This is a genomic window from Streptomyces sp. NPDC002734 (genome assembly GCF_040295685.1).
Taxonomy (GTDB): Bacteria; Actinomycetota; Actinomycetes; order Streptomycetales; family Streptomycetaceae; genus Streptomyces.
On the sequence record NZ_JBEOVU010000060.1, the window covers coordinates 1 to 21,028 of the forward strand.

The 21,028-nt window shown below is 72.2% G+C and carries 17 protein-coding genes and 3 pseudogenes; 7 read left to right on the forward strand and 13 right to left on the reverse strand.

Annotation, left to right across the window (positions count from 1 at the left end; all coding sequences use genetic code 11):
* The 6 genes and pseudogenes from ABT026_RS31570 to ABT026_RS31595 form a co-directional block, all read left to right on the forward strand.
* A partial coding sequence (locus ABT026_RS31570; RefSeq protein ID WP_502968091.1) for a DUF8189 domain-containing protein occupies positions 1 to 600 on the forward strand: 600 nt, incomplete at its 5' end.
* Positions 601 to 630: 30 nt separating this feature from the next.
* Positions 631 to 2,685 (forward strand): DUF8189 domain-containing protein, encoded by a 2,055-nt coding sequence (locus ABT026_RS31575; RefSeq protein WP_351118632.1) that lies wholly within the window; start codon positions 631 to 633, stop codon positions 2,683 to 2,685.
* A 149-nt stretch (positions 2,686 to 2,834) separates the two neighbouring features.
* Positions 2,835 to 3,614, forward strand: a complete 780-nt coding sequence (locus ABT026_RS31580) for an FHA domain-containing protein (RefSeq protein WP_351118633.1) — start codon at positions 2,835 to 2,837, stop codon at positions 3,612 to 3,614.
* Positions 3,614 to 5,113, forward strand: coding sequence for a serine/threonine-protein kinase (locus ABT026_RS31585; RefSeq protein ID WP_351118646.1), 1,500 nt, complete (start codon positions 3,614 to 3,616; stop codon positions 5,111 to 5,113). The genes ABT026_RS31580 and ABT026_RS31585 overlap by 1 nt, the downstream gene beginning before the upstream one ends.
* A 775-nt stretch (positions 5,114 to 5,888) precedes the next feature.
* A complete protein-coding gene (locus ABT026_RS31590; protein ID WP_351118647.1) occupies positions 5,889 to 6,245 on the forward strand; it encodes an integrase core domain-containing protein in 357 nt (118 codons plus the stop codon).
* Positions 6,167 to 6,689: pseudogene (locus ABT026_RS31595) on the forward strand (transposase family protein); the annotation flags it as partial. The gene ABT026_RS31590 and the pseudogene ABT026_RS31595, both read left to right, overlap by 79 nt.
* Before the next feature lie 744 nt (positions 6,690 to 7,433).
* Here the strand turns inward: ABT026_RS31595 and ABT026_RS31600 are convergent.
* The 3 genes from ABT026_RS31600 to ABT026_RS31610 form a co-directional block, all read right to left on the reverse strand.
* The gene (locus ABT026_RS31600; RefSeq protein WP_351118634.1) at positions 7,434 to 8,111 is read right to left on the reverse strand and encodes a hypothetical protein; all 678 of its coding nucleotides are present in this window, start codon (positions 8,109 to 8,111) and stop codon (positions 7,434 to 7,436) included.
* A 443-nt stretch (positions 8,112 to 8,554) separates the two neighbouring features.
* Positions 8,555 to 9,088 (reverse strand): SMI1/KNR4 family protein, encoded by a 534-nt coding sequence (locus ABT026_RS31605; protein ID WP_351118635.1) that lies wholly within the window; start codon positions 9,086 to 9,088, stop codon positions 8,555 to 8,557.
* A gap of 25 nt (positions 9,089 to 9,113) precedes the next feature.
* Positions 9,114 to 9,398: a GNAT family N-acetyltransferase gene (locus ABT026_RS31610; protein ID WP_351118636.1), complete on the reverse strand. Its 285-nt coding sequence runs from the start codon at positions 9,396 to 9,398 to the stop codon at positions 9,114 to 9,116.
* 158 nt (positions 9,399 to 9,556) lie between these two features.
* On the opposite strand from ABT026_RS31610, the pseudogene ABT026_RS31615 reads away from it, so the two are divergent.
* Positions 9,557 to 10,644 (forward strand): annotated as a pseudogene (locus ABT026_RS31615) (integrase core domain-containing protein).
* Positions 10,645 to 11,617: 973 nt separating this feature from the next.
* On the opposite strand, the gene ABT026_RS31620 reads toward ABT026_RS31615, so the two are convergent.
* The 10 genes and pseudogenes from ABT026_RS31620 to ABT026_RS31665 all read right to left on the reverse strand — a co-directional run.
* Complete coding sequence (locus tag ABT026_RS31620; RefSeq protein WP_351118637.1) at positions 11,618 to 12,400, reverse strand: NADase-type glycan-binding domain-containing protein; 783 nt, start codon at positions 12,398 to 12,400, stop codon at positions 11,618 to 11,620.
* Between the two features lie 695 nt (positions 12,401 to 13,095).
* Positions 13,096 to 13,662, reverse strand: coding sequence for a phage tail protein (locus tag ABT026_RS31625; RefSeq protein ID WP_351118639.1), 567 nt, complete (start codon positions 13,660 to 13,662; stop codon positions 13,096 to 13,098).
* A complete protein-coding gene (locus tag ABT026_RS31630; RefSeq protein WP_351118640.1) occupies positions 13,659 to 15,620 on the reverse strand; it encodes a putative baseplate assembly protein in 1,962 nt (653 codons plus the stop codon). The genes ABT026_RS31625 and ABT026_RS31630 overlap by 4 nt, the downstream gene beginning before the upstream one ends.
* Positions 15,620 to 16,042, reverse strand: a complete 423-nt coding sequence (locus ABT026_RS31635) for a GPW/gp25 family protein (protein WP_351118641.1) — start codon at positions 16,040 to 16,042, stop codon at positions 15,620 to 15,622. Before ABT026_RS31635 ends, ABT026_RS31630 begins: the two co-directional genes overlap by 1 nt.
* On the reverse strand, positions 16,042 to 16,350 hold the full coding sequence (locus tag ABT026_RS31640) for a PAAR domain-containing protein (protein WP_351118642.1): 309 nt from the start codon (positions 16,348 to 16,350) through the stop codon (positions 16,042 to 16,044). Before ABT026_RS31640 ends, ABT026_RS31635 begins: the two co-directional genes overlap by 1 nt.
* Positions 16,351 to 16,424: 74 nt before the next feature.
* Complete coding sequence (locus tag ABT026_RS31645; RefSeq protein ID WP_351118643.1) at positions 16,425 to 18,248, reverse strand: VgrG-related protein; 1,824 nt, start codon at positions 18,246 to 18,248, stop codon at positions 16,425 to 16,427.
* On the reverse strand, positions 18,245 to 18,967 hold the full coding sequence (locus ABT026_RS31650; protein ID WP_108952832.1) for a CIS tube protein: 723 nt from the start codon (positions 18,965 to 18,967) through the stop codon (positions 18,245 to 18,247). Before ABT026_RS31650 ends, ABT026_RS31645 begins: the two co-directional genes overlap by 4 nt.
* 72 nt (positions 18,968 to 19,039) lie before the next feature.
* Positions 19,040 to 19,465, reverse strand: a complete 426-nt coding sequence (locus tag ABT026_RS31655) for a phage tail protein (RefSeq protein WP_351118644.1) — start codon at positions 19,463 to 19,465, stop codon at positions 19,040 to 19,042.
* A gap of 99 nt (positions 19,466 to 19,564) precedes the next feature.
* Positions 19,565 to 20,026, reverse strand: coding sequence for a hypothetical protein (locus tag ABT026_RS31660; protein ID WP_351118645.1), 462 nt, complete (start codon positions 20,024 to 20,026; stop codon positions 19,565 to 19,567).
* Positions 20,027 to 20,952: 926 nt separating this feature from the next.
* Positions 20,953 to 21,028: pseudogene (locus tag ABT026_RS31665) on the reverse strand (pantoate--beta-alanine ligase); the annotation flags it as partial.

The following is a 21,028-nucleotide window of genomic DNA, read 5'->3' on the forward strand; positions in this document are numbered from 1 at the left end:
GGCGGCTGGTCGGACTGGGAACCCACCGGAGGAGGGCCGGCCTCCAGCCGCATCGAGATGGAGAAGTCCGCCGACGGGCGTCTGGAGGTGTTCGCGCTCAACGGGGACGTGTTCCAGCACCTGTACCAGACCGCCGTGAACGGTCGCTGGTCGGCGTGGGAGTCCTTCGGCGGCGGTGGCCATGACCTCACGGTCGACCACAACCAGGACGGTCGTCTGGAGGTGTTCGCCTCCGGCCCGGTGGGCGTGTTCCACAAGTACCAGAGCAGCGCGACGGGTTGGTCGGGCTGGGAAGCCACGGGTGGTCTCGCCGACGCGCAGCTGACCAGTCAGCGCACCGCGGACGGTCGGGTCGAGGTGTTCGCCATCAACGCGAGCGCCGCCCAGCACATGTGGCAGACCGGAGCCAACGCCCCCTACGGCAAGTGGGCGTCCTTCGGCACCGGCGGGAGCGAGATCACGGCCGCCGCCAACGCCGACGGCCGTCTCGAGGTCTTCGGCACCAGCCACGCCGGCGTCCACCACAAGTGGCAGACCGGACACGCCAGCTGGTCCGACTGGGCCTGGCTGAACTCGACCGCGGGCCCCGCCCTCGACTGACCCCGCCGGGGTCGCCCTGGAGTAGAACGCATGCATCCGATCAGCAGGCGGCGCCTGCTGCGGACGGCCGGAGCGGGAGCACTCGTGCTCCCGCTCCCGGTCGCTACCGCCTCCGCCGTCCCTTCCTCCGCCGCCGCCTCGGTCACCGTCGGGGCACACGAGTGGCTGGGCGCCGGACCCTTCACCCACGTGTACGACCCGTCCGTGTCCGGCGTCCGGCGCTACCTCAACGACCACAGCCTGATCAGGGCCGGCGGCCGGTGGCACCTCTTCGGCATCGTCGGGCAGAGCGCACCGCCGGGCGAGGCGCCCGACAGCTCCCTCGAGGTCTCCTTCGCGCACGCCTCCGCACCCGACCCGCACGGCCCGTGGACCAGCCACCCCGACGCCCTGACCGTCGATCCCGCCTACCACGGGGAGGAACACCTCTGGGCCCCGCACGTCATCGAGGCGGACGGCGCCTACTGGATGTTCTACGCCGCAGGGGGCACCGCCGGGGCGGCCGTCAACCTCGCCACCTCCAAGGACCTGTTCACCTGGACCCGGGTTCCGTCCGGACCGCTCTTCCGCGGCATCGCCGCACGCGACCCGATGGTGACGCGCATCGGCGACGAATGGGTCATGTACTACACCGAACTCTCCGTCGACGGCCACCACCTGGTCCGCCACCGCCGCTCCACGGACCTGCTGCACTGGAGCGAGCCCGGCACCACGTTCGCCGACGGGTCCACCACGGGCGACGGGGTCTCGGTCACCGAGTCCCCTCACGTGATCGAACGCGACGGCTGGTACTACCTCTTCCTCGGCCCCAGGAACGGGTACGAGGGGACCGATGTCCTCGCCTCCCGGGACCCCTTCCGCTTCACCCTCGACGGCTGGGCCGGCCACGTGCCGGGCCACGCGGTCGAACCGGTCACGGACGGGCAGCGTTGGTACGCGAGTGCCGCAGGCTGGTTCCGGCGCGGCCTGCACCTGGCCCCGCTCACCTGGCAGGCCGCACCCCCTGCCTGGCAGAGCCCGGACAACCCGGCCGTCGCTCTCGACGTGCTGGGCAGGCTGACCGTGTTCGCCCTCGACGCCGGCGACCACTCGATGCTGCGGCGCGTCCAACTGGATCCGCGCACCGACACCTGGTCGGCGTGGGAGAGGTTCGGCGGCCCGGCCGGCGCGGTGCCCACCCTCTGCCGGGACGGCGACGGACGACTGGAGGTGTTCTCCCTGGCCCCCGGCGGCGCCAACCTGCACCACCGGGTCCAGCGGCCGGAGGGCGGCTGGCACGACTGGGAGGAGTTCGGCGGTCCGGCGGGCGCCGCGCCCGCCGTGGCTCGCGACGCCGCCGGACGGCTGGAGGCGTTCGCCCTCAGCCCCGACGGGGCCGTCATCGCTCGCCGTCGCCAGCGCTCACCCGGCTCCCTCACCTGGGACCCCTGGGACGCGGGCTTCGGAGGGCCGGCCGGGGCGCCGCCCGTCGTCGCCGCCAACGCCGACGGGCGCCTGGAGGTGTTCGCCCTCGCTCCCGGCGGGGCGGCGCTCCGGCACCGGTGGCAGCTGGCGCCGGGCGGCGCATGGTCCGCCTGGGAGCGGTTCGGCACACCGGCCGGCGGTGCGCCGCGCGTGGCCCGGGACGGCACTGGCCGGCTCACCGTCACCGCGATCGCCCCCTCCGGCGTGGGGGCCTTCCTGAGGCGCCAGTCCGCGCCCAGCGGAGGCTGGGACGACTGGCAGCCCCTGACCGACTGGTCCGCCGCCGCGCCACTGGTCGTGCCGAACGCCGACGGCCGTCTGGAGGCGCTGGCCGTCGACCCCGGCGGCGAACGGCTCGTGCACCGCTGGCAGACAGTGCCCGGAGGCACCTGGGCGCCCGAGGGCACGCGGGGCGAGGACTTCGGAGAACGGGGCCTCGTGCTCGCCGGACCGCCGTCGGCCGCCGCCGATGCCACCGGCCGCCTCCACCTCTTCGCGGTGACCGCCGACGGCCGGGTGCGCACCCGGGTCCAGGAGCGCCCCAGTGGGGGATGGCAGCCGTGGACCGCCTTCGGTGACCGCGCGGTCGCGCCCCTGCGTCCGGGATCCCCGACCCTCTGACGGCCGGCCCGTGAACGGCGGCCCGGACTCCGTTCCGAGGGCCGGCCGCTGCTTCCCTCCCGAAAGTCCTGTGCCGTACGGTGACTTCGGTCTACCGCTGGGTAGTGTGCGCCGTGTCGGAGCGTTCGGGACCCGGGGAGCGGTGAACGGTGAGCGGGATAGTGGTCCATCTGCCGGAGGGGCAGGGCGAAAGCGCCATCACCCTCCGGCTCGGTCCGGGTGAGCGGGCGCGTTTCGGGCGCGGCTCACCCACCACCCCGGTCGAACTGCGCATCGGCGACGAGACGGTCTCCCGGCTGGCCGGTGAGATCCGCGCGACCGACGACCACTGGCAGTTGACCAACCTCAGCACGACCCACGGCTACCTGGTGGAGAACCCCGAGGGCGCCGGGGAGTACCTGCGGGTCCCGCCCCGCCGCGTCGGGGCGCCCATCCCCTTCGAGTTCTCCCGGATCGTGCTTCCCTCACGCCGCGAGACCCCCGTGTACCTGCAGGTGTTCGCGCCCGACCACGTCTACATGGACCCTCAGACGAGGGGCGGACCGTGGGAGAGCGCCACGCTCATGGCGTACTCCCTGGACGAGACCGCCACGTACTTCCTCGTCCTCGTCGCGCTCTGCGAACCGTGGCTGCGCGACCGGTCACCGGTAGCCGTCCCGACCACGCCCCAGGTCGTCGAACGGCTGCGCGGCCACGCCGCCTGCGCCAAGCTCACGGCGCGCGCCGTCAGTTCGCACATCGACTACCTCGCCGACGTGAAGCTTCGGATCGGTGTGCCCGGCCCGGAAGGGAGCAGCCGCGCCGACCGCAGGAACGGCAAGCGTGAAGCCGTCGTCGCCCTGGCGCTGAAGTTCGGCATCGTGTCCGAGGAACACCTCGCTCTCCTGCCTCCGCGGGCCGAACCGGGGCGGTCGGGAGGCCGGGCGTGATACGGACGGGGCACGAACCGGCCCTCTCCTGGGACGGCGACCGGCCGGACCTCCTGCCACGCGGTCACCGGATCGGCGACTGGATCGTGGAGGAACCGATCGGCGCGGGCGGGTGGGCCACGGTGTACGCGGGCCGACCGGCGAACACCGGCGATCGGGGACGGCAGCGCCCCCGGCGTGGCGGTCCGCGGCCGGGCGAGCGGAACGGGAACCGGAAGGACGGGACGGACGGAGCGGCCGACGGCGACCCTGTCGCCGTCAAGGTCATGCCGACCGCCGGACTCGCGCCCCGCCAGGCGCGCACCGTGGTCGCGGCCGCCCGCCGTGAGGCGGAGCTGGCCCGCACCGCCCCGCACCCGAGGCTCGTCCGCCTCCTCGACTCCCTGGTCCTCCACGACCCCGACCGCCCCGCCTTCGACGGTGCGATGGTCCTCGTCATGGAACGCGCCCGGTGCAGCTTGCGCGAACTGATCGACACGGGGATCGACGAGGCCCAGGCCGGCAGGATCATCACCGGGATCTGCGAGGGGCTGGCACACCTGCACCGGGTCGGCTGGGTCCACACCGACCTCAAACCGGAGAACGTCCTGATCGGCCGGGACGGCGAGGTGCGCCTCTCCGACTTCGGCTTCGCCATCGAACTCGCCGGAACCCACGGCTACTCGCCCCCCGTCGGCACACCCGACTACCTCCCTCCTGAGAGGTGGAAGGAGCCGCTCGGCGAGCACGGCGTGCGGATCCGGCCCTCCTCCGACATCTGGGCGCTCGGCATCCTGGTCCACGAGGTGTTCGCCCGGGGAGTGTCGCCCTTCCCGGGCGCGACGCCCACCATGCGGAGCGCCGCCGTCCAGGAGTACGCCGCAGGCCGCTCGGCGTTGCGGATGGACCATGCCGTTCCGCACTTCTGGCGGAGTCTCGTCGCCGACTGCCTGGCGCCCACCCACGAGGCCCGTGCCACGCAGACGGCCGAGAGCCTGCTCGCCCGCATCCGTGCCCACCGGAGCGAGCGCCCGGCACTCCGACTCTGTCTCCGCCCCGCCCTGCTGCTCCTGAGCGCCTGCGCGGCGGCCGGCGGGGCGGCGCTCTGGGCCCACCCCGGTACGCGGAGCGGCGAGGCCCCCGCGCGCATCGAGGTGTACAACGCCGAGCGCGGCTGCCAGGACCGTCAGGACCGCGATCCGCAGTGCAGCCTCGGCCTCGCGATCGACCCCCTGCACCCCTACACGGCGCTGAACGTGGTGCCGACCCGCGTGTGGCACGGCGACCTCCTCGACGCCGACTGCCGGCTGCCCGGCGGGCAGCCGATCACCGACGAGGAGGAGCGCAGCTCGACCGTCTGGTACAGGGTCCGCGTTCGCCCGCCCGTGCCCGTGCGAGCCGCGCGGAGCACGGACTCGCACACGACCGCGTGGCTGCCGGCCGTCCGCACCAAGGACCGCCCCGACCTCCCGAAGTGCGCCCGCTCCGGGCCGACCGGAAGCACCCTCGACCGTACCTGAGCGCTGCGGGCGTCCTTCGGCGGCCCGTAGTGCTTCAAGACTCCTTCACCACCGCTGGCCTTGCGGAATGAGCCCGTCGAGCGTCCGGCAGGATCGGTCTCGTGCTCGTACGCATGACCTACCTGATCGCCACTCACGTCCTCGCGTGGCTGGCCCTGATGTGTCGGACCTCGGCCGCGAAGAACACGGAGATCCTGATCCTCCGGCACGAGGTCGCACTGCTGCGCCGACAGATCGCAGTTCCGAAACCGACCTGGCCGGAGCGAGCCCTTCTCTCCGCACTCCCCCGGCTACTGCCTCGGGTACTGCGTGGCAAGCGCATCGTCTCGCCGCGCACCCTGCTCGCCTGGCACCAGCGCCTGGTCAAAAGGAAGTGGACGCAACCGAGGGCGCTGGGGCGACCGCCCATCTCTGATGACCTCCGAAACCTCATCATCCGGCTCGGTGGCGAGAACGCTCGCTGGGGTGCACGCCACGTTAATGGCGAGGTGCGCCGCCTCGGGCACAAGGTCAGCGCCGCGACCGTCCGCCGCGTCCTGCGTGAAGCCGGCCTCGGCCCCGCACCACGCCGCCACACCGCCCGCGCGAGTGGAGCCAGTTCCTCAAAGCGCAGGCCGACGGCCTGCTCGCGACGGACTTCTTCCACCTCGACACCATCGGCCTGCAGCGCCTCTACGCCCTGTTCGTCATGGAGGTCCACACCCGCACCGTGCGCCTCCTGGGCATCACCGCCCATCCCACCGCCGCCTGGACCACCCAGCAGGCCCGCCAGCTCATGTGGCACCTGGGTGACCAGGCGGAGCGCTTCACCTACCTGATCCGGGACAGAGACACCAAGTACACGGCCGCCTTCGAAGCCGTCTTCGCCGACCCGGACATCACCGTGCCCAAGACCCCGCCACGCAGCCCCAACTGCAACCCACACGCCGAACGGTTCATCCGCTCCGCACGCCATGAGTGCACCACCCGGCTGCTGATCTACGGCCGCGGCCACGCCAAGAAGATCCACGCCTACGCCCGTCACTACAACCGGCACCGACCCCACCAAGGCCGAACGCCCTGCTGTACCAGTCCCGCACGGGCTGCCAGTGGGACTACCTCCCCCACGACCTGCCACCCACCAGGGCAGTGAAGTACTACTTCTAAGAATGACGCGACGACGGCACCGACAAACCTGCCGCGCTGGCACGTGCGGGAGAAGCGGGGGCGATTAGCGGACCCGAGCCTGGTCGTGCTCGACACCCAGAGCCTCCATGCCGTCACCGGGGTACCGGCCGACACAACCGGGCGGGACGCGAACAAGAAGGTGCCACACAAGCGTGGACTGGCCGTCGACGTGCTGGTCCTGGTGATCGCGGTGGTGGTGCTGGCCGCGTGCGTCCACGACAACGTCGTCGGCGTCTAACTGCTGGACAGGGTGGTGGCCGGCATCGAGCCGGGCTCGGTGGACACGGCCCTGGTGGATCAGGGGTTCAAGAACGCCGTCCAGGCCCACGGAGCCACCTTGGGCATCGATGTCGAGGTCGTCCGACGCAACCCCGGCGACACCGGGTTCGTCCCGCAGCCCAAACGATGGGTAGCGTCTTCACCGCGGCCAGCACCCCCTTACGGGCGCAAGGGGTATGCGAAGCTCTTGACCTCAAGATCGCACACAACACCGTGAACAACACCCGGCTCAAGCCCAAACGGCTGGCCCAGCGCCGAATCCTCACCGAGACCGAACAGGGACTGTTCACCCTGCCCCAGCCGTAGCCGCCGGCGGAACCGAGACCACACCCCTACCGAAAGTCCGAACGGATATCACCTCACGTACCGCCCACTGACTCTCTGAGCCACTATCCGCCAGAGTGAGCCAGCCTACGCCACTGCCCCCGGGAAACGCGGCCAGCCGGCCAAGTCCTGGGGGGCTCCGCTTGTTGTGGTTTGCCCAGGGCCGCTGACCATGTGTCGAATTCCGTCTGGCCCGGCAGCACGCACATCACCGACAGCAATCACACTTTGGTCCACTCTTCATTCATCGCCCGAAAATGGGGTTCCCGCCCATGACACATACATGCCAATGTGCCTGCATGTCGGTTCCCGAATTCCCGCAGCACCCGTCATCCCAGGACTTCTCGGTGCTGAACCTGCTCTACCCGAAGGCCGGCACCTGACAGACTCGGCGTGCTGCCCCCGCCCAGCACCGGGCCGGGGGCAGCACTTTGCGGGTCGGTACGGCGGAGTCGGCTCCCACAGATCGAGGTGGCTTTCGCCTGGTAGGCCAGAAAGACAGCACGGGTCTTGTCTCGGCTGGCCGGCAGTAGCTGCCGCCCCCCGTCGATCAGTTGGTGGGCTCGGCGTGTGTCTCCGAGGTCGAGAAGGGCCTGTCCGGAGTCGACCGCGAGGTCGGCGGGGGACATCCATGGTTCACCGCCTTGACCGCGTCCTGCCGGGAGGCGTCCTCGAGCAGCCGCCACGGGTTACGCAGATCGGCCTCGTCGAGGAGACGCTTCATCGCCAGCTCGGCCTGATGGCCTGGCCCGTGCCATGTGGCACCGCTTTCGAGGAGTCGCGGCCGAACCTCCTCGTTGATCACTCGCCACTGGCTGACGAGACGGACATGCCAGGCCTCCACCCTCCGCCACTGCCAGCGGTTGCGTGCCAGGGACTCGAAGGTGGCCGGCGGCCTGTATCTCCTCGACGGGGCGCGCTCCAGCCGCAGCGTGTCGTTGAAGGTGTCGAAGAAGGCTGCCGTGTAGGACCCTTCGGGGTCGAGGCGCGTGTTCAGCGGTTGCAAGGCTCTCAACGCCTGGGCGATCTTGGAGTCGAGGTCCTGGACGTCGGCGGCGTTGAAAATGCTCAGGAAGCCGCGCTGCAGCTCCTGGACCTCGCGGCGTGCGTGATCGTCCGCCCGGTTGGCGAGTCGGGCGTCAGCGAGGGCGTTGCTGACCGGGGTTAGCACCAGCAGGGCGGTAGGCACGCCGAAGCACAGGGACGTGATGCTGCTGGCGAGGTTCACGAAGAAGCTGCGTCCCTCCCACCAGTGGATGTAGTCAAGCCACAGGCCGACGAGGGCGAGGACTCCCCCGATCGTGAGAAGTGTGCCGGTGATCTGTCGGATCAGGGGCGGGTTGCTTTTCCACCACTCACGTCCTCTGGATATGCGTGTCCGTAGCCCCATCGCCCCCCCTGTGGTCGTGTTCCTGCCAGGACGGTGCGCGGCCCGCTGTCGGCGCTGTCCCAGGGTCTCCGCGTTGCGGGGTGGCGGCGGTATCCGGATCAGGCCGTTGCTCTGCGGCGGGTGAGGAACTGCAACGCCAGGTAGTCGCCAGCTCACCCAGCCCGGCGGCACCGTAGCCCTCACCACATCCGGGGAACCGGCCGTCCTCCTCGACGGTGGGCTATCTCGTCGGCGAGGCTATCGACGGCTGAGGTCGCAGCATGGCGGGCACGAAGTTCACTTCATCCTCTCCAGCTGGTAAACCGATGTTCCGTCATGCCTGAAAAGTCCCCCATCGATCTGTTTACACCCTCGAGCACCTCCACAAAGAATTGCACCATCCCGCCCTCGAAAAGATGCCACCGCTCTTCACCATAGGGAACCTGTCGACGAAAGACGACAATTTTCCATTCATTCGGAGTGCCGAGAATTTGCCAGAAAGCTACATCTCCTGAAGACCCTTCCGCAAAAGGCAAGAGATGAGGCGGTGATGTTCCGCGGAGTAGATCTATCAAGACATCTACGGATGGCCATTCCTCGAAGTTCGATTCGACATCTTTGAGCAAGTCACCGTAGTGGGAGTCGGGAACCGGTGGGGTGATGACAGAGATGCAATCATCAATGTCACCTCCGTCGTACACCTGCACGAACTCTTGGTAATCATTCGGCAGGATCCATCCAGTCGACTGGGTCAAGCGGCCCCAGTCGATTTCGTCACCCCCCTGCACAGGGGGTGGCATCAACCGCTGCAACTTCTCTATGTATCGACGACTCACAACATGTCTCCATAAGGCATGCAGGTCACTTGGTTATACCGACCGGGACATCTTCGCCACAATACCCGCGCTTGGTGAACCATGCCTGCGAGCTCGTGTTGTCGGGGCTGATGCGGGTGACGGTGATCGTGCGGCCGGCGGCCCGCATTTCGGTTTCCGCTGCGGCCGGGAGGACGGCTCCGATGCCCTGCTGCCGGGTGTCGGCGTCGACGATGATCACCTCGATATCGGTGACAGTCTCGGCAGTGCGGGTCTGGACGCGAGGGCCGAGGTCGGTGTGGATCAAGTCGACGTACTCGACGGACGGCACCGGCAATCATGACCAGCCCGCACCTCGACCCGAACCGCAAGATGGACTTCGTCTTCCTCCTCGAGGCCCGCGACAGCAACCCCAACGGCGTGTGGGGCTCGTAAAGTCATCGCCGCAGGTCGGGACGTAGAGCGTTCTCGGCTGGGACCATGCCCACCGTGCTCCTCTCGATGCTCTACAAGGTGACCCGCGGGCTGCTGTCAGTCCCCGGGTTACTGCTTCGACGCAACACTGCCAAGGACGCAGAGCTGCTCGTGCTCCGCCGCCACGAGAATGCAGTGCTGCGCCGTCAGATCACCGGCCCAGTCCGCTACGAGCCCGCAGACCGATTCTGGCTGGCCTCACTCTCCAGCCTGATACCCCGGCACCGCTGGCGCGACGTCTTCCCGGTCACGCCCGGGACCCTACTGGCATGGCACCGCAGATTCATCGCTGCGAAGTGGGACTACAGCGCCCGGCGCGCCCGCACGAGACGACCACCGACCAAGGCAGCACGCAAGAAGCTGATCCTCCAGCTCGCTCGCGAGAACACACAGTGGGGTCACCGCCGGATCCAGGGCGAGCTCGCCCGACCCGGCACCCCATCGCCGCCTCCACAGTTTGGGAGATTCTCCACGCTGCCGGCATCGATCCAGCCCCGCGCCGTACCGGCCCGACCTGGAAAGAGTTCCTCGCCAACCAGGCCCAAAGCGTCATCGCCGTCGACTTCTTTCACCTCGACACCGCCCTCGGACGCAGGCTGTACGCAACGGCGTTCATCGAACACGACACCCGACGCCTACACATCACCGGCGTCACCGCCAACCCCACCCGCGACTGGGCGGTACAGCAGGCCCGGAACCTCGCCGCCGACCTGGGCACGCGCATGGAGTCCCTGCGCTTCCTGCTACGTGACCGCGACGGCAAGTACGGCCCGTCCTTCGATGCTGTCTTCGAGGCCGAGGAGATCGAGGTCCTCAAGAGTGCGCCGCGGGCTCCGCGGATGAACGCCCACTGCGAGCGAGTGATCGGCACCATGCGGCGTGAGGCCCTGGACCATGTCCTCATCATGGGCGAGGCCCACGCCCGGCACGTCCTGGCCACCTACGAGCGGCACTACAACAAGCACCGCCCCCACCGGGCCCGCAACCAACTACCGCCAGACGAAGGCCAACAACCCACCGCCGTACACGAACCCGAAGGCCGCAGACTCCGACGCACCCGCATCCTCGGTGGCGTCATCAACGAGTACCGATACGCGGCTTGAACTGCAGCGACGACTTTCCGAGCCCCACAGGCTGACCACGAGTTGTCCTTGGTCCACCCGTAGAGCGTGTAGGTGCTCTCGGAGGTGAGCGGAGCGAGGGATCTGGTTGCCGTCCAGCCAGCAGCAGGAGAATCGAGGGTCCAGGTGGCGAGACCCGGCTTGAGGGGGCTGTCAGCGGTCCACGAACCCACATCCACCTGTTCGTTGACGTCGTCGCTGTCCACGTAGAGGGTCGCGCCGTCGATCTGGTGTCCGCAGACCATCATGACGCCGAGCAGATGGCCGTCGGCGGTCACGGAGATGCCGGCGGCTGCATCGGCGGGAACGGTGCAGCCTGAGGTTGCGGCCAGGGCCACGCCGACCGCGACGGCGCCGACGAAGCCCCGGAACGCTGGACGTAAAGTGGTCGACCACATGCTCAGCCCCCGCCCCGGGTACGCGTGGGGCACCCTGCCTCGGATGGTAGGGGCAGGCGGTGTCTGGCTGTGGTGTCGCCATCCATCCGTTGCACGCTCGTTGTTGCCTTGTAGTCGCTTAGCTGAGCCAGCCCGGTCACGGCACCGATGTCCCAGCGCCTTCTGCTCAACGATCGGCGTCATGCCGAACGGATGCGACCACCGTTGACCGTCGGTGTGTGAAGACGGAAGGCCAGGCGGGGGCCGCAGGTCACTGCAGAGATCCAGCCCGCTGGCATGACATGGTCGAGGCTCTGATGGGCCGCATCGCGGGACGGTTCACTCGAGTGGAACCACGGCGTCGGGCGCAGACTCAGCCTCACGGCCTTCGGGCTGGACGTGTGCGTTCCGCGGTCGGAGAACATGTCGAGGCGAAGGCCGAACATGCAATGCCACAGGCGGATTCGGGACCGCCCGGTCGGGGACAAGTGGACGCAGCGGTGCGTGCCAAGGCACACGCCGCGTCCGTGTCCAGGTGCGCCGCCTCGGGCGCGAGGCCGGCGCTGCGACGACCGGGGTCAGCTTCGGGCGAAGAACTCCACCTCCGCCAAGGCCAGGTGGCGGCCCTCGGTCAGGCCGACGGGTGAACGCAGGGTCAGGCGGACCGCCTTGGTACCGCTGACGCGGATGGGGAAGGTCTGCGGGCCCGGCTTGTCGCTGAGGGTGAGTTCCTTGTGGTGCCGCTCACCGTCCTTCGTCGTCACCTCCAGGTCCAGCTGGAGCGCGCGGGCCTGCCGCGGGTAGGACTCCGGGTTCTTGGACGCGCCGTTGGTGACGATCAGGTCGACGAAACGGAAGGGCTTGCGGAAGGTGTAGGTCACCGAGGAGCCGGGGGCCGGCGCGCCCCAGTAGCGGTTGCTCAGCCCGTCGGTGGTGTTGGTCGCCGGGTGCCGGGCCGTCTCGGCGTTCGCCTCGACGGACACCGGGGTCACGGGCTTGGACTTGCCGAGCTTGTCCCGGGTGTCCTCGACGAGGGCCCGTCCGGCGGGCAGCAGCAGGAACCCGCCCGCGCACAGGGCCGACACCACGGCCAGGACCACCAGGAGGCGTGCCATCCGGCCCGAGCCGGCTCGCACCCGGCGGCGCAGCGGCCACACGGTCCGCCACCACGGCAGCGGTACGGGCTTCTGCGCGGGGTTCAGCAGCGTCGCGCAGCGGCGGCAGAACCGGCGGCCGGGCGCGTTGAGCGCGCCGCACGCGGGGCAGGGGTCGCCTTCCTCCGGGTCCGCCACCGCCGGGCGTACGGCAGGGCGCGGGGCCACTGCCTTCGCGGGGCGGACGGGCTGGATGGGCGGCGGCACGGAAGCCACGGGAGCCACGGGGGCCACAGGGGCCACGGGCGGAACAGCATCGGGTGTCGTCGCGCCGAGGGCGGGAGCGGCCGGCGCGGACGAGGCCGACGGGGGCCGGGATCCAGTGGGGGTCGCGGCGGAGCGGGAGGCCGAGGGCTGCGGCGTCGTGGCGGAGGGAGTCGTGCGGGGGCGGGGAGTCCCGCCGTCGCCGGTGGCCGGAGGGTGTGCGGGAGCGTCGGCGGTGCCCGGCTCCAGGCCGCCGGCTCCGGCCGCGTGCGGGGCGGGCGTGCTGCCCGCCGCCTCCTCCGCCTCGCCGCGGTTCCGTCCCGTCGGTCGGGCCCGCAGCGAGGCGGCCCGTGAAGGCGTGGGAGGCCGCGTGGCCTCGTCCGCCGGAGTGGCAGCGGACGGCTCAGGAGCGGCGGACGGCTCGACCGCCCCCGACGACTCAGGAGCGGCGGACGGCTCGACCGCCTCCGACGGCTCAGGGCTCGCCAGGGGCTCAGGCGCAGCCGAGGGCCCCGGGGCGGACGACGGCACAGGGGCAGCCGGAACGGCTTCCGGCGCGGTGGGCGGTTCCGACGCCGCGGGGGACGCGCCCGGGGCCGGCGTCGGGTCCGACCAGCCGAGGTAGGCGCCGCAGTTGCCGCAGAAGTCGTCCGTGGGGCCGTTGAGCGCCCCGCACGAGGGACACGCGCGCATGGGCGTCACCTCTCTTCGTCGGTGGGTGGGCCGGGGAGGATCTCCACCCGGCAGGCGGTGTGCACCGGGCACATGGCCCGGACGATCCGGTGGACCCGGTCCGGGTCGATCGGTGCCCCGTCGCGGCCCGGCCGGACGCGGACCAGGGGCCCGGCGGGGTCGTGGGCCGGCAGGGCGGCTCCGGGAGTGGCGGACCAGGCCGCGCCGCCGCCCCCGGTCACCTCGGCGTCCACGCCGAGCGCGAGCCGCAGGCCCTCGACCAGCCCGCGCGCCGTTCCGCGCCACCGGTGCAGTTCCACGGCGCGGGACACCGCCTCACGCCGCAGTGCGGGCGGCCGCCGCGGGTCGTCGACGACACCGACCCAGGACGCCAGCCAGGCCAGGAAGTCGTCCGGGGCCACCCGGGGGTCGAGGTAGGCGGCCAGGTTGTCCAGGGTCGCGAACACCGGGGCGAGCACGGTGTCGAGGCCGGCCGTGAACCGCTGCGCGAAGTCGTCGTCGGCGTACAGGGCGGGCAGTTGGGCGCCGATCGGGTACCGGCTCGGCAGGCCGGGGACGGCGGCGCGGCTCATGCTCCCGCCTCCGGCCGGGAGGAGGTGACGACCACCTGGTGCTGGTAGGAGAAGACCAGCGCGCCCTCGGCGACGTCGATGCGGTCCGTCGGCGTGCCGCGACGGCCGGTGATCGGGTCGGCGGGGAAGAGCCGGATGTCCTCCACGAGGGCGTCGCCCGCGGCGCGCTGCAGCACGCCGAACACCTCGCCGTACTGCACCGGCCGCCCGAACGGCCACCCGGTGCCGTCCAGTCCGCCGTGCAGCGGGTTGAGGTGCCGGAACAGGGCGTCGAGCGACGCCTCGCGCACCCGGTCGACGTCGCCCGGCGCCGCAGTGAGCCGGGCGACCACGGTGACGCCCTGGTAAACCGGCGGTTCGACCACCAGGCGGGTGCCGATCAGGCGCCGCTCGTCGAGGCTCTCGGTGATCGCCCGCAGGACCTGGTCGGAGGGGATCAGCTGCTCGAAGCGGAGCCGGTCGTCGCCCTCGTCGGCCACCGCGTCGGGCACCACCAGGACCCGGACCGCGCCCGCTCCGTCCTCGGCGGGCAGGCAGCGGACGCGGCGGGCCGAGGGCGCCACCTGACGGCTGATGACCTCGTAGTCCTCGGCGGTCACCGCCCGCTCCTGCGTCCGCAGCGCCCGCGGCGCGCGCAGTCCGGCGTTCTCCACGGTCTCCCCCGCGACGCCGCCGCGCGCCGCTTCCCGGTTGACGACCCGGGCGACGTACGGGACGGAGGAGCGCAGCACGGAGATAGCGCCCCGGGCGACGTTGCCCTCCGGGCCGCCGCCGGTGCGGTAGCGGGCCACCCGCACCTGGGCTCCCTTGGGCGGGACGGCGCCGCACTGCCGCAGCGTGCCGTCCGGCTCGCGCAGCACCGGCGGGAAGCCGAACTCCCCGGTGGTGGCGTCCACCCGCACGTGCCGGTCGTCGGGACCCGAGCGGCCGAAGTGCTCGACCACGTCCCAGCGTTGCCATCCCTCGTCCGTGGACACCTCCACCACGGGCGGCTCGCCGTCGAGCAGGACGGGCGGGCGGGCGAGCCGGAACGACTGTCCCGCGACCCCCTCGGAGGTGCCGAGCGGCACGTCGGTCACGGTCTCGGCGTGTTCGACGGACATGGTGCCGCCCACGGTGAACACCGCCGCCTCGCGCACCGTGGGCGACTCCGAGTAGAACGGCTGGCCCGGCTCGGCCTCGGTGACGCGGCAGCGCAGCCACCCGGCCCGGGTGCCGCCGATCACCGACGCCGTGTGGCCGGCCGGCACGTACACGACGACCTCGCCGGGCCTGTTCAGCCCTCCGGTGGTGTCCGGGCCGGTCTCGCAGGCCCGCCAGCCGCCGCCGTCCCACGCCTCCCAGGCGAGCGGCGGCTGACGCGGGTCCACGCCGACGCCCTCCACCCGGCTGTCCAGCCGCACCGCGACGATGCAGCCGGGCACCGCCGTCGGCAGGCCGAACAGCAGGGCGTCGCCCGGCTCCGGCGTGGCCTGGAAGCAGGGGATGTCGCGTCCCTCGGCGAGCGCCCCGGTCCGGTCGGTCTGCTCACCGCCGCGGTGGGCGGTCACCAGGCGGGTCAGCTCGCTGGGCAGGATGTGCAGTTCCCCCGTGGTCGTGAAGACCACGGACTCCTCCGCCTCACCGGGTGCGGTGGTCACCTCGGTGCCTGCGGGCAGCGTCACCGTGTCGGGCTGCGGCGCCGAGAGCCAGAAGTCGACGTCGGCCACGGCCGCGGCCGGCGGGAAGAGGCGGATGCCGAGCAGGTCGAGGAACGCGATGTAGTTCTTGTCCGGCACCCGGTTCAGCCGGTACAGCAGCTGGTCCACGAGGTACGCGAACGTTTCGATCAGGGTGACGCCCGGGTCGGAGACGTTGTGGTCGGTCCATTCCGGGGCGCGCTGCTGCACGTACCGCTTCGCCTCGTCGACGAGTTGCTGGAAGCGCCGGTCGTCCAGGTTCGGGGAGGGCAGGGCCATCAGTCGGCGACCAATTCCTCGGCCCCCTCCTCGGAGGGGATCGTGTAGAAGGGAAAGACCAGGTTGCGGCGGTCGTTGGTGGACCGCACGGTGTAGCGCACGTCGATGTAGAGGGTGCCGTCCTCGACGGCGTCGAAGGCGACCACCACGTCGTCCACCGTGATGCGCGGCTCCCAGCGTTCGAGGGCCTCACGCACCTGCTGGGCGATGCGTCCGGCGGTGGCGCCGTCGCCGGGGGCGAAGACGTAGTCGTGGATGCCGCAGCCGAACTCGGGGCGCATGGGGCGCTCGCCCGGTGCGGTGCCGAGCACCAGGCGGATCGCCTCCTCGATCTCCCGCCCGCGGTCGACCAGGGCGATGCCGCCGGTCGGCCCGACCCGCATCGGGAAGGCCCAGCCGCGTCCGATGAACCGTTCGCTCATCACACGCCCCCGATCAGGACGTTCGGGGCGCCGGTCAGGATCACCGCGCCGCACACGGTCCGGTCGCGCGCCCGCGCGGCGGGCAGTCCGCCGATCAGCACCGTTGCGGCGAGCGGGTTGGGCAGGATCACGTTGGCCGGGCCCGTGGCCGCGTGCGGGGGTACGGGGCAGGTGTGGAGGCTGCCCGCGACGGCGGCGGGCCGGCCGCCGATCAGCACGCGGGCCACGGCCGCGGCGGCGGCGGGCGGCGGCGTGGCGATCACCCCGCCATGGGCGGTGGGGTCACCGGTTCGGGCTGCGGCCGGCATGCGTTGCTCCTCGGGCGTCGGTGTCGGGGCTCGGGGGTCTGGACGGGAACAGGTCGACAAGGTTCATGGCATGGTCAGTTGATGCGGATGAGCTTCGCCTTCAGGACGCCCAGCAGGCCGCCGTCGACGGTGACGTCCTGGCTGCCGGTGACGCTCACCGAGCGGCCGCCGACCTTCACCCCGACCCGGCCCTGGATGTCCACGTTGCGGCCCGACACGCTCACATTGCCGCGCCCCGCGTCGAGGGTGATGCCCTGCTTGTCGAGCAGGACGGAGGTGAGGGGCCGCCGGCCCTTGGCGAAGACCGTGAGTTCGATCCGGTCGCGCCGGTCGTCCAGGAAGACCTCGAGACGCTCGTCCCCGGTGGTGAGCCGGAGACCGGAGGGGCCTGGCGCCCTGGCGTCCAGCAGCTCCACCCGGTGCCCCGAACGCGACACGAGCGAACGGCGGTTGACCTTGCCGGTGGTCCCGTCGATCAGCGGGACGTCGTGCGGCGACGGCTTATCGACACCGTTGTAGAGGCCTCCGATGACGTACGGGCTGTCCAGCAGGCCCTGTTCGAAGCCCACCAGCACCTCGTCGTTGACCTCGGGACTCACCACGCCTCCGCCGCCCTTGCCGCCCCACTGCACGGTACGCACCCAGTCGGTGGTGTACGTGTCGTCCAGCCAGGGGAAGCGCAGCTTCACGGCGCCGGTCTCGGCGCCGCCCGGCTCGCGGACGTCCGTCACCACGCCGATCGCAAGTCCCGGCATGCGCGGCCCGCGGCCCGGCGCGTTGGCGCCGGTGACCAGGCCGGTCAGGGAGCGGTCCGGGCTGGCGCTCACCCACACCGTCGTCCGGTATCCGCCGTGCGGCTCCAGGACGTGCTGCACGGCTGTCGCCGTGTACCTGCCCGAGAACGCCTGCCCGACGTTGCCGAGCGCCACCGGCTTGCCCGCCCGCAGCCGCGGGTTGCCCTCGGCCACCGCCTCCAGCTCGCCGAAGCCGGCGCTGACCTGGGCGGCCGTGGCGGCAGCCGCCGCCGTCGTCTCCGCCTGGGTGCGGTACGGGGTGTCGGTGACGGTCAGCTTCGACGACCTGCCGAACCGGGCGGCGAACGCCGGGCTCAGACCGGGCACCACCGTGTCGCTCTCCACCGAGGGCTGCCGGGCCACCAGCGGCCGCTTCGTGGTCACGTCCCAGCCGCGCACCTCCACCTGCGCGGCGCCGTCCGCGGCGGACAGCGAGGCGCGCAGCGCCAGCAGGTTGCGGCCGTACTCCAGCACCATCGGGTTCCGGGCGGCCGAGGTCGACGGCGCGGGCGCACCGGACGCCTTGCGCGGCTTGGTGAACTGGAGCAGGCCCTTCTCGTCGACGCGGACCTGCGCGCCGCTCTCGGCCGCCAGGTGCTGCAGGAAGTCCCAGTCGGACACGTTCGCCTGGGAGAGCTGCCGGTAGGTGACCGGCGCGGCCTCCACGGTTCCGCAGGCCAGCCCGGCCCCGGCGGCCACCTTGCGGACGATCGCCGCCGCCGTCATGTTCCGGTAGGCGACCACCTTGCGGCCCCGCTGGAGGCGGTGGGCCTTGGAGAAGGCGCGCACCACCGTGAACGAGCCCGTGCGATCCCGGTCCACCTCCAGGGCGGTCACCTCGCCGTCGAAGAGCCGCTCACGGGCCTGCCCCGACACGGTCACCACCGACACCCTGAGCGGGGTGCCGATGGTGATGCCGACCGTCCGCAGGAACTCGTGGTCGGGGTCGCGGAAGGTGAGCTGTGCCGCGTCCGGCAGGCCCACGTTCTCGTCCACCACGCAGCTCACCAGCTGGGCCGCCCAGACGGGCGGCAGTTCGCCGGGCGTCTCGATGACGGGGTCCGCCGCGAACGACCGGCCGCCCTGTGCTCCGGATGCGCTCACCGCTCCTCCTCACCGCCCGCGTCGCGCAGGCCCGGCACCACCAGCTGGGTGCCGGGCGCCAGCGCCATCGGGTCGTCGATTCCGTTCGCCTCCGCGATGACCCGCCAGGCCGTCGCGTCCCCGTACTCCCGCCAGGCCAGCAGGGCCAGGCTGTCGCCGGCCACCACGGTGTGCGTGCTGCGGGCCGTGCGCGCGCCCGACGTCGGGTTCTGGCCCGGCGGGTCGACGCTCGCCTCCTCGATGGACAGGGAGCAGGTGGCCCGCAGCGGCTTGCCGTCCACGTCGAACAGCGTGTAGCTCACCGAGAGGCTGGTGAGGACCCCGTCGAACGAGGTGGTCCGCGCGCTCCCCCACTCGAACCGCACCCACGGGCTGGCGGGCTTCTTGCGCCCCAGGCTGGCCGGGGTCGGCACGCACGCCTTCATCAGTTTCTCCACCGCCTGTTCCACGGAGTTGTCGTGGGTGGCGGTGGCGTCCAGGAACACCTGCAGGCTCAGCTCGCGCGGGCCGCTGCCGACGAACTCGGGCAGCGCCGACTGCTCCGCCATCCGGGACGGGGAGCGCCGCCACTCGGTGCTCTTGCGCAGCTCCAGGGTGGAGGGGTTGAACTGCAGGTCGAGCCGCGCGATCGTGCCGCCCGGCTTCGCGCCGACCGAGGCCGGGGGCTCCTTCAGCGTCAGCTGGGCCCTGGCCCTGCTGGAGCGGACCGCTGGGGACATCCGGTGCCTCCGTTCCGTGCGGCGGGTGGTTGGTGGGTGGGGCGGGGTGCGGCGGGCCGGCGGGTGGTCGTGTCAGGACCAGCGCAGGCCTTGGTGGGCGATCTCCAGGCTCTCGACGGCCGCCGCCGGGTTCGAGGGGTCGAAGGACGGCCCCTGCCAGCGCACCGGGACGATCCCGAACGCCTGCCAGCTCACGATCGGGGTCAGGTCCGGCCTCAGGGCCACGATCTCGCCGTCCTTCGGCTCGACCCGCTTCAGCGTCTCGTCGAGCCAGCGCCCGATCTTCGCCGAGTCCGCGGTGACCGGGCGGGTGAGGGTGATGTTCGACCAGGTGACGCGTCCGGGCAGCTGCCAGGTGAAGCCGTTGTTGCCGCCCTCGGCGTAGCTCTCCATCTCGACCTCGGCCCCCATGCCGGAGCAGGTGTGGAAGGCCCCCAGGTCGTCACCGCCGATGGCGAGCCGGAAGAACACGCTCGTCGCGAAGATGCTGTCCGTCATCGGTTCCCTGACCTCGTCCGCTTCCTGGCCCTGTTCCGTTCCACCGGGCCTGTTCGTTCCGTGACCGCGCTTGCCGCGGTCCTCGCCGCCGCAGTGATCTCAGCGGCGTCCGTCGTGCGGGCGGCCGGTGCGTTCCCGGCCGCGCCGCAGTTCGGCGCGGAGCAACCGGGCGACCGGGTCGAGCAGGCGACGCGCCAGGTCGTCGAGGTCGAGGCCGGGATCCTGTGCCGGATCGGCGCCGCGGGCCCTGCTGCCCGCGGGGGCGGAGGCGGAGGCGGAACGCGTGGTGTGCGGCGTGGCGGGCGCGGACGCCGACCGGGGCCGGCCACCCGCCGGGCCCGCCTTGGCGGATGCGCCCTGCGATGGACGGTTGCCGGTGGCCGATGTGGGGCCCGCTCCGATGCCCGGGCCGGTGCGCTGGACGGCGGGGGCCGCGCCGCCGGTACCGCTGCCGGACCCGGTGCGCCTCCAGCGGACGACAGGTGCGTCGCCCGCCGACACCGGGGTCGCCGACCTCGCGGCCGGGAGCCCCGCGGGCGGTGCGGCCTGCGGCGCGGTCACCGGCAGCGTCCGCGCCGGTACCGCGGTGGACGGAGCGGGCGCACCGGGCCCGGGGGCCCCGGACGAGGGCGGCGCGGGTCGCACGACGGGGACGCGCTGGACGGGGGCCGGGCCACCGGTGGACCGCGCAGCCGCGCCGGCCGGTGCGGGACCGCCGGTCGCGGCACGCCGGCCCGGCGGCCCGGCGGGGGCGGGCGGTGCGCCACCGGAGTGGGACACGGGCGTGCGGACCGGAACTCTCCCGCCTGCGGCCGAGGCGGTGGCGGACCGGGCCGACACGGCGCGGGCGGCGGCATCCGGGGTGGTGGCCCAGCGCGCCGCGACCACGGGTCGGCTGCCCGCCCGGACCTGGGGCGGGGCGGCACCCTCAGGAAGCTCGGTACTCAACGAGAGCGGGCGGGCGGCGGGCAGGGAAAGGCTGCGCGACACCGGGAGCGGCCGCGTCCCGGCCACGTTCGACGGCCGGCGTCCCCCGCCGCCATGGGTGGGCGAGACGCCCTCCGCCACCCGCCGGGCGGCGACGAGCGGGACCGGGCTCGCCGGGCCGGCCGGAGCTCCGTGCGACTGTCCGGCGGCGGAACTCGGCCCGCCCGGGGATGCCGTGCCGGGCCGCCGCTGTGCTGCCGGCGCGGAGGTCGGTGCGGGGGCCGGTGCGGGAACGGCGGTCGGCTGCACGGGACTTCCGGTCACGGTGGCGGGCGGAGGCGGCGCCACCAGGGGCGTGGCGGGGCCCTCTCCTTGGTGCGCGGTGCCGGGCTTCGCGGTGCTGGGGCCCGAGGAGCCGGCCGTGAGGCTGCGCTGCACGCCGCCCCTGCCGAGCAGCGGCGCGTCCGCCGTCGGGCGGGAAGCGGGGCCGGTGGGCGTCCTCCGGCCGTGTGCCGCGCCCGGCACCGGGCCGGAGGCGGAGGCACCCGGCACGTCGGCGCTCGGCGGATGAGCGCCAGCTGCTGGGCGTCCTTCTGGCCGTAGAGGGCGACGTCCGGGCGGGTGAGGTGGAGCAGC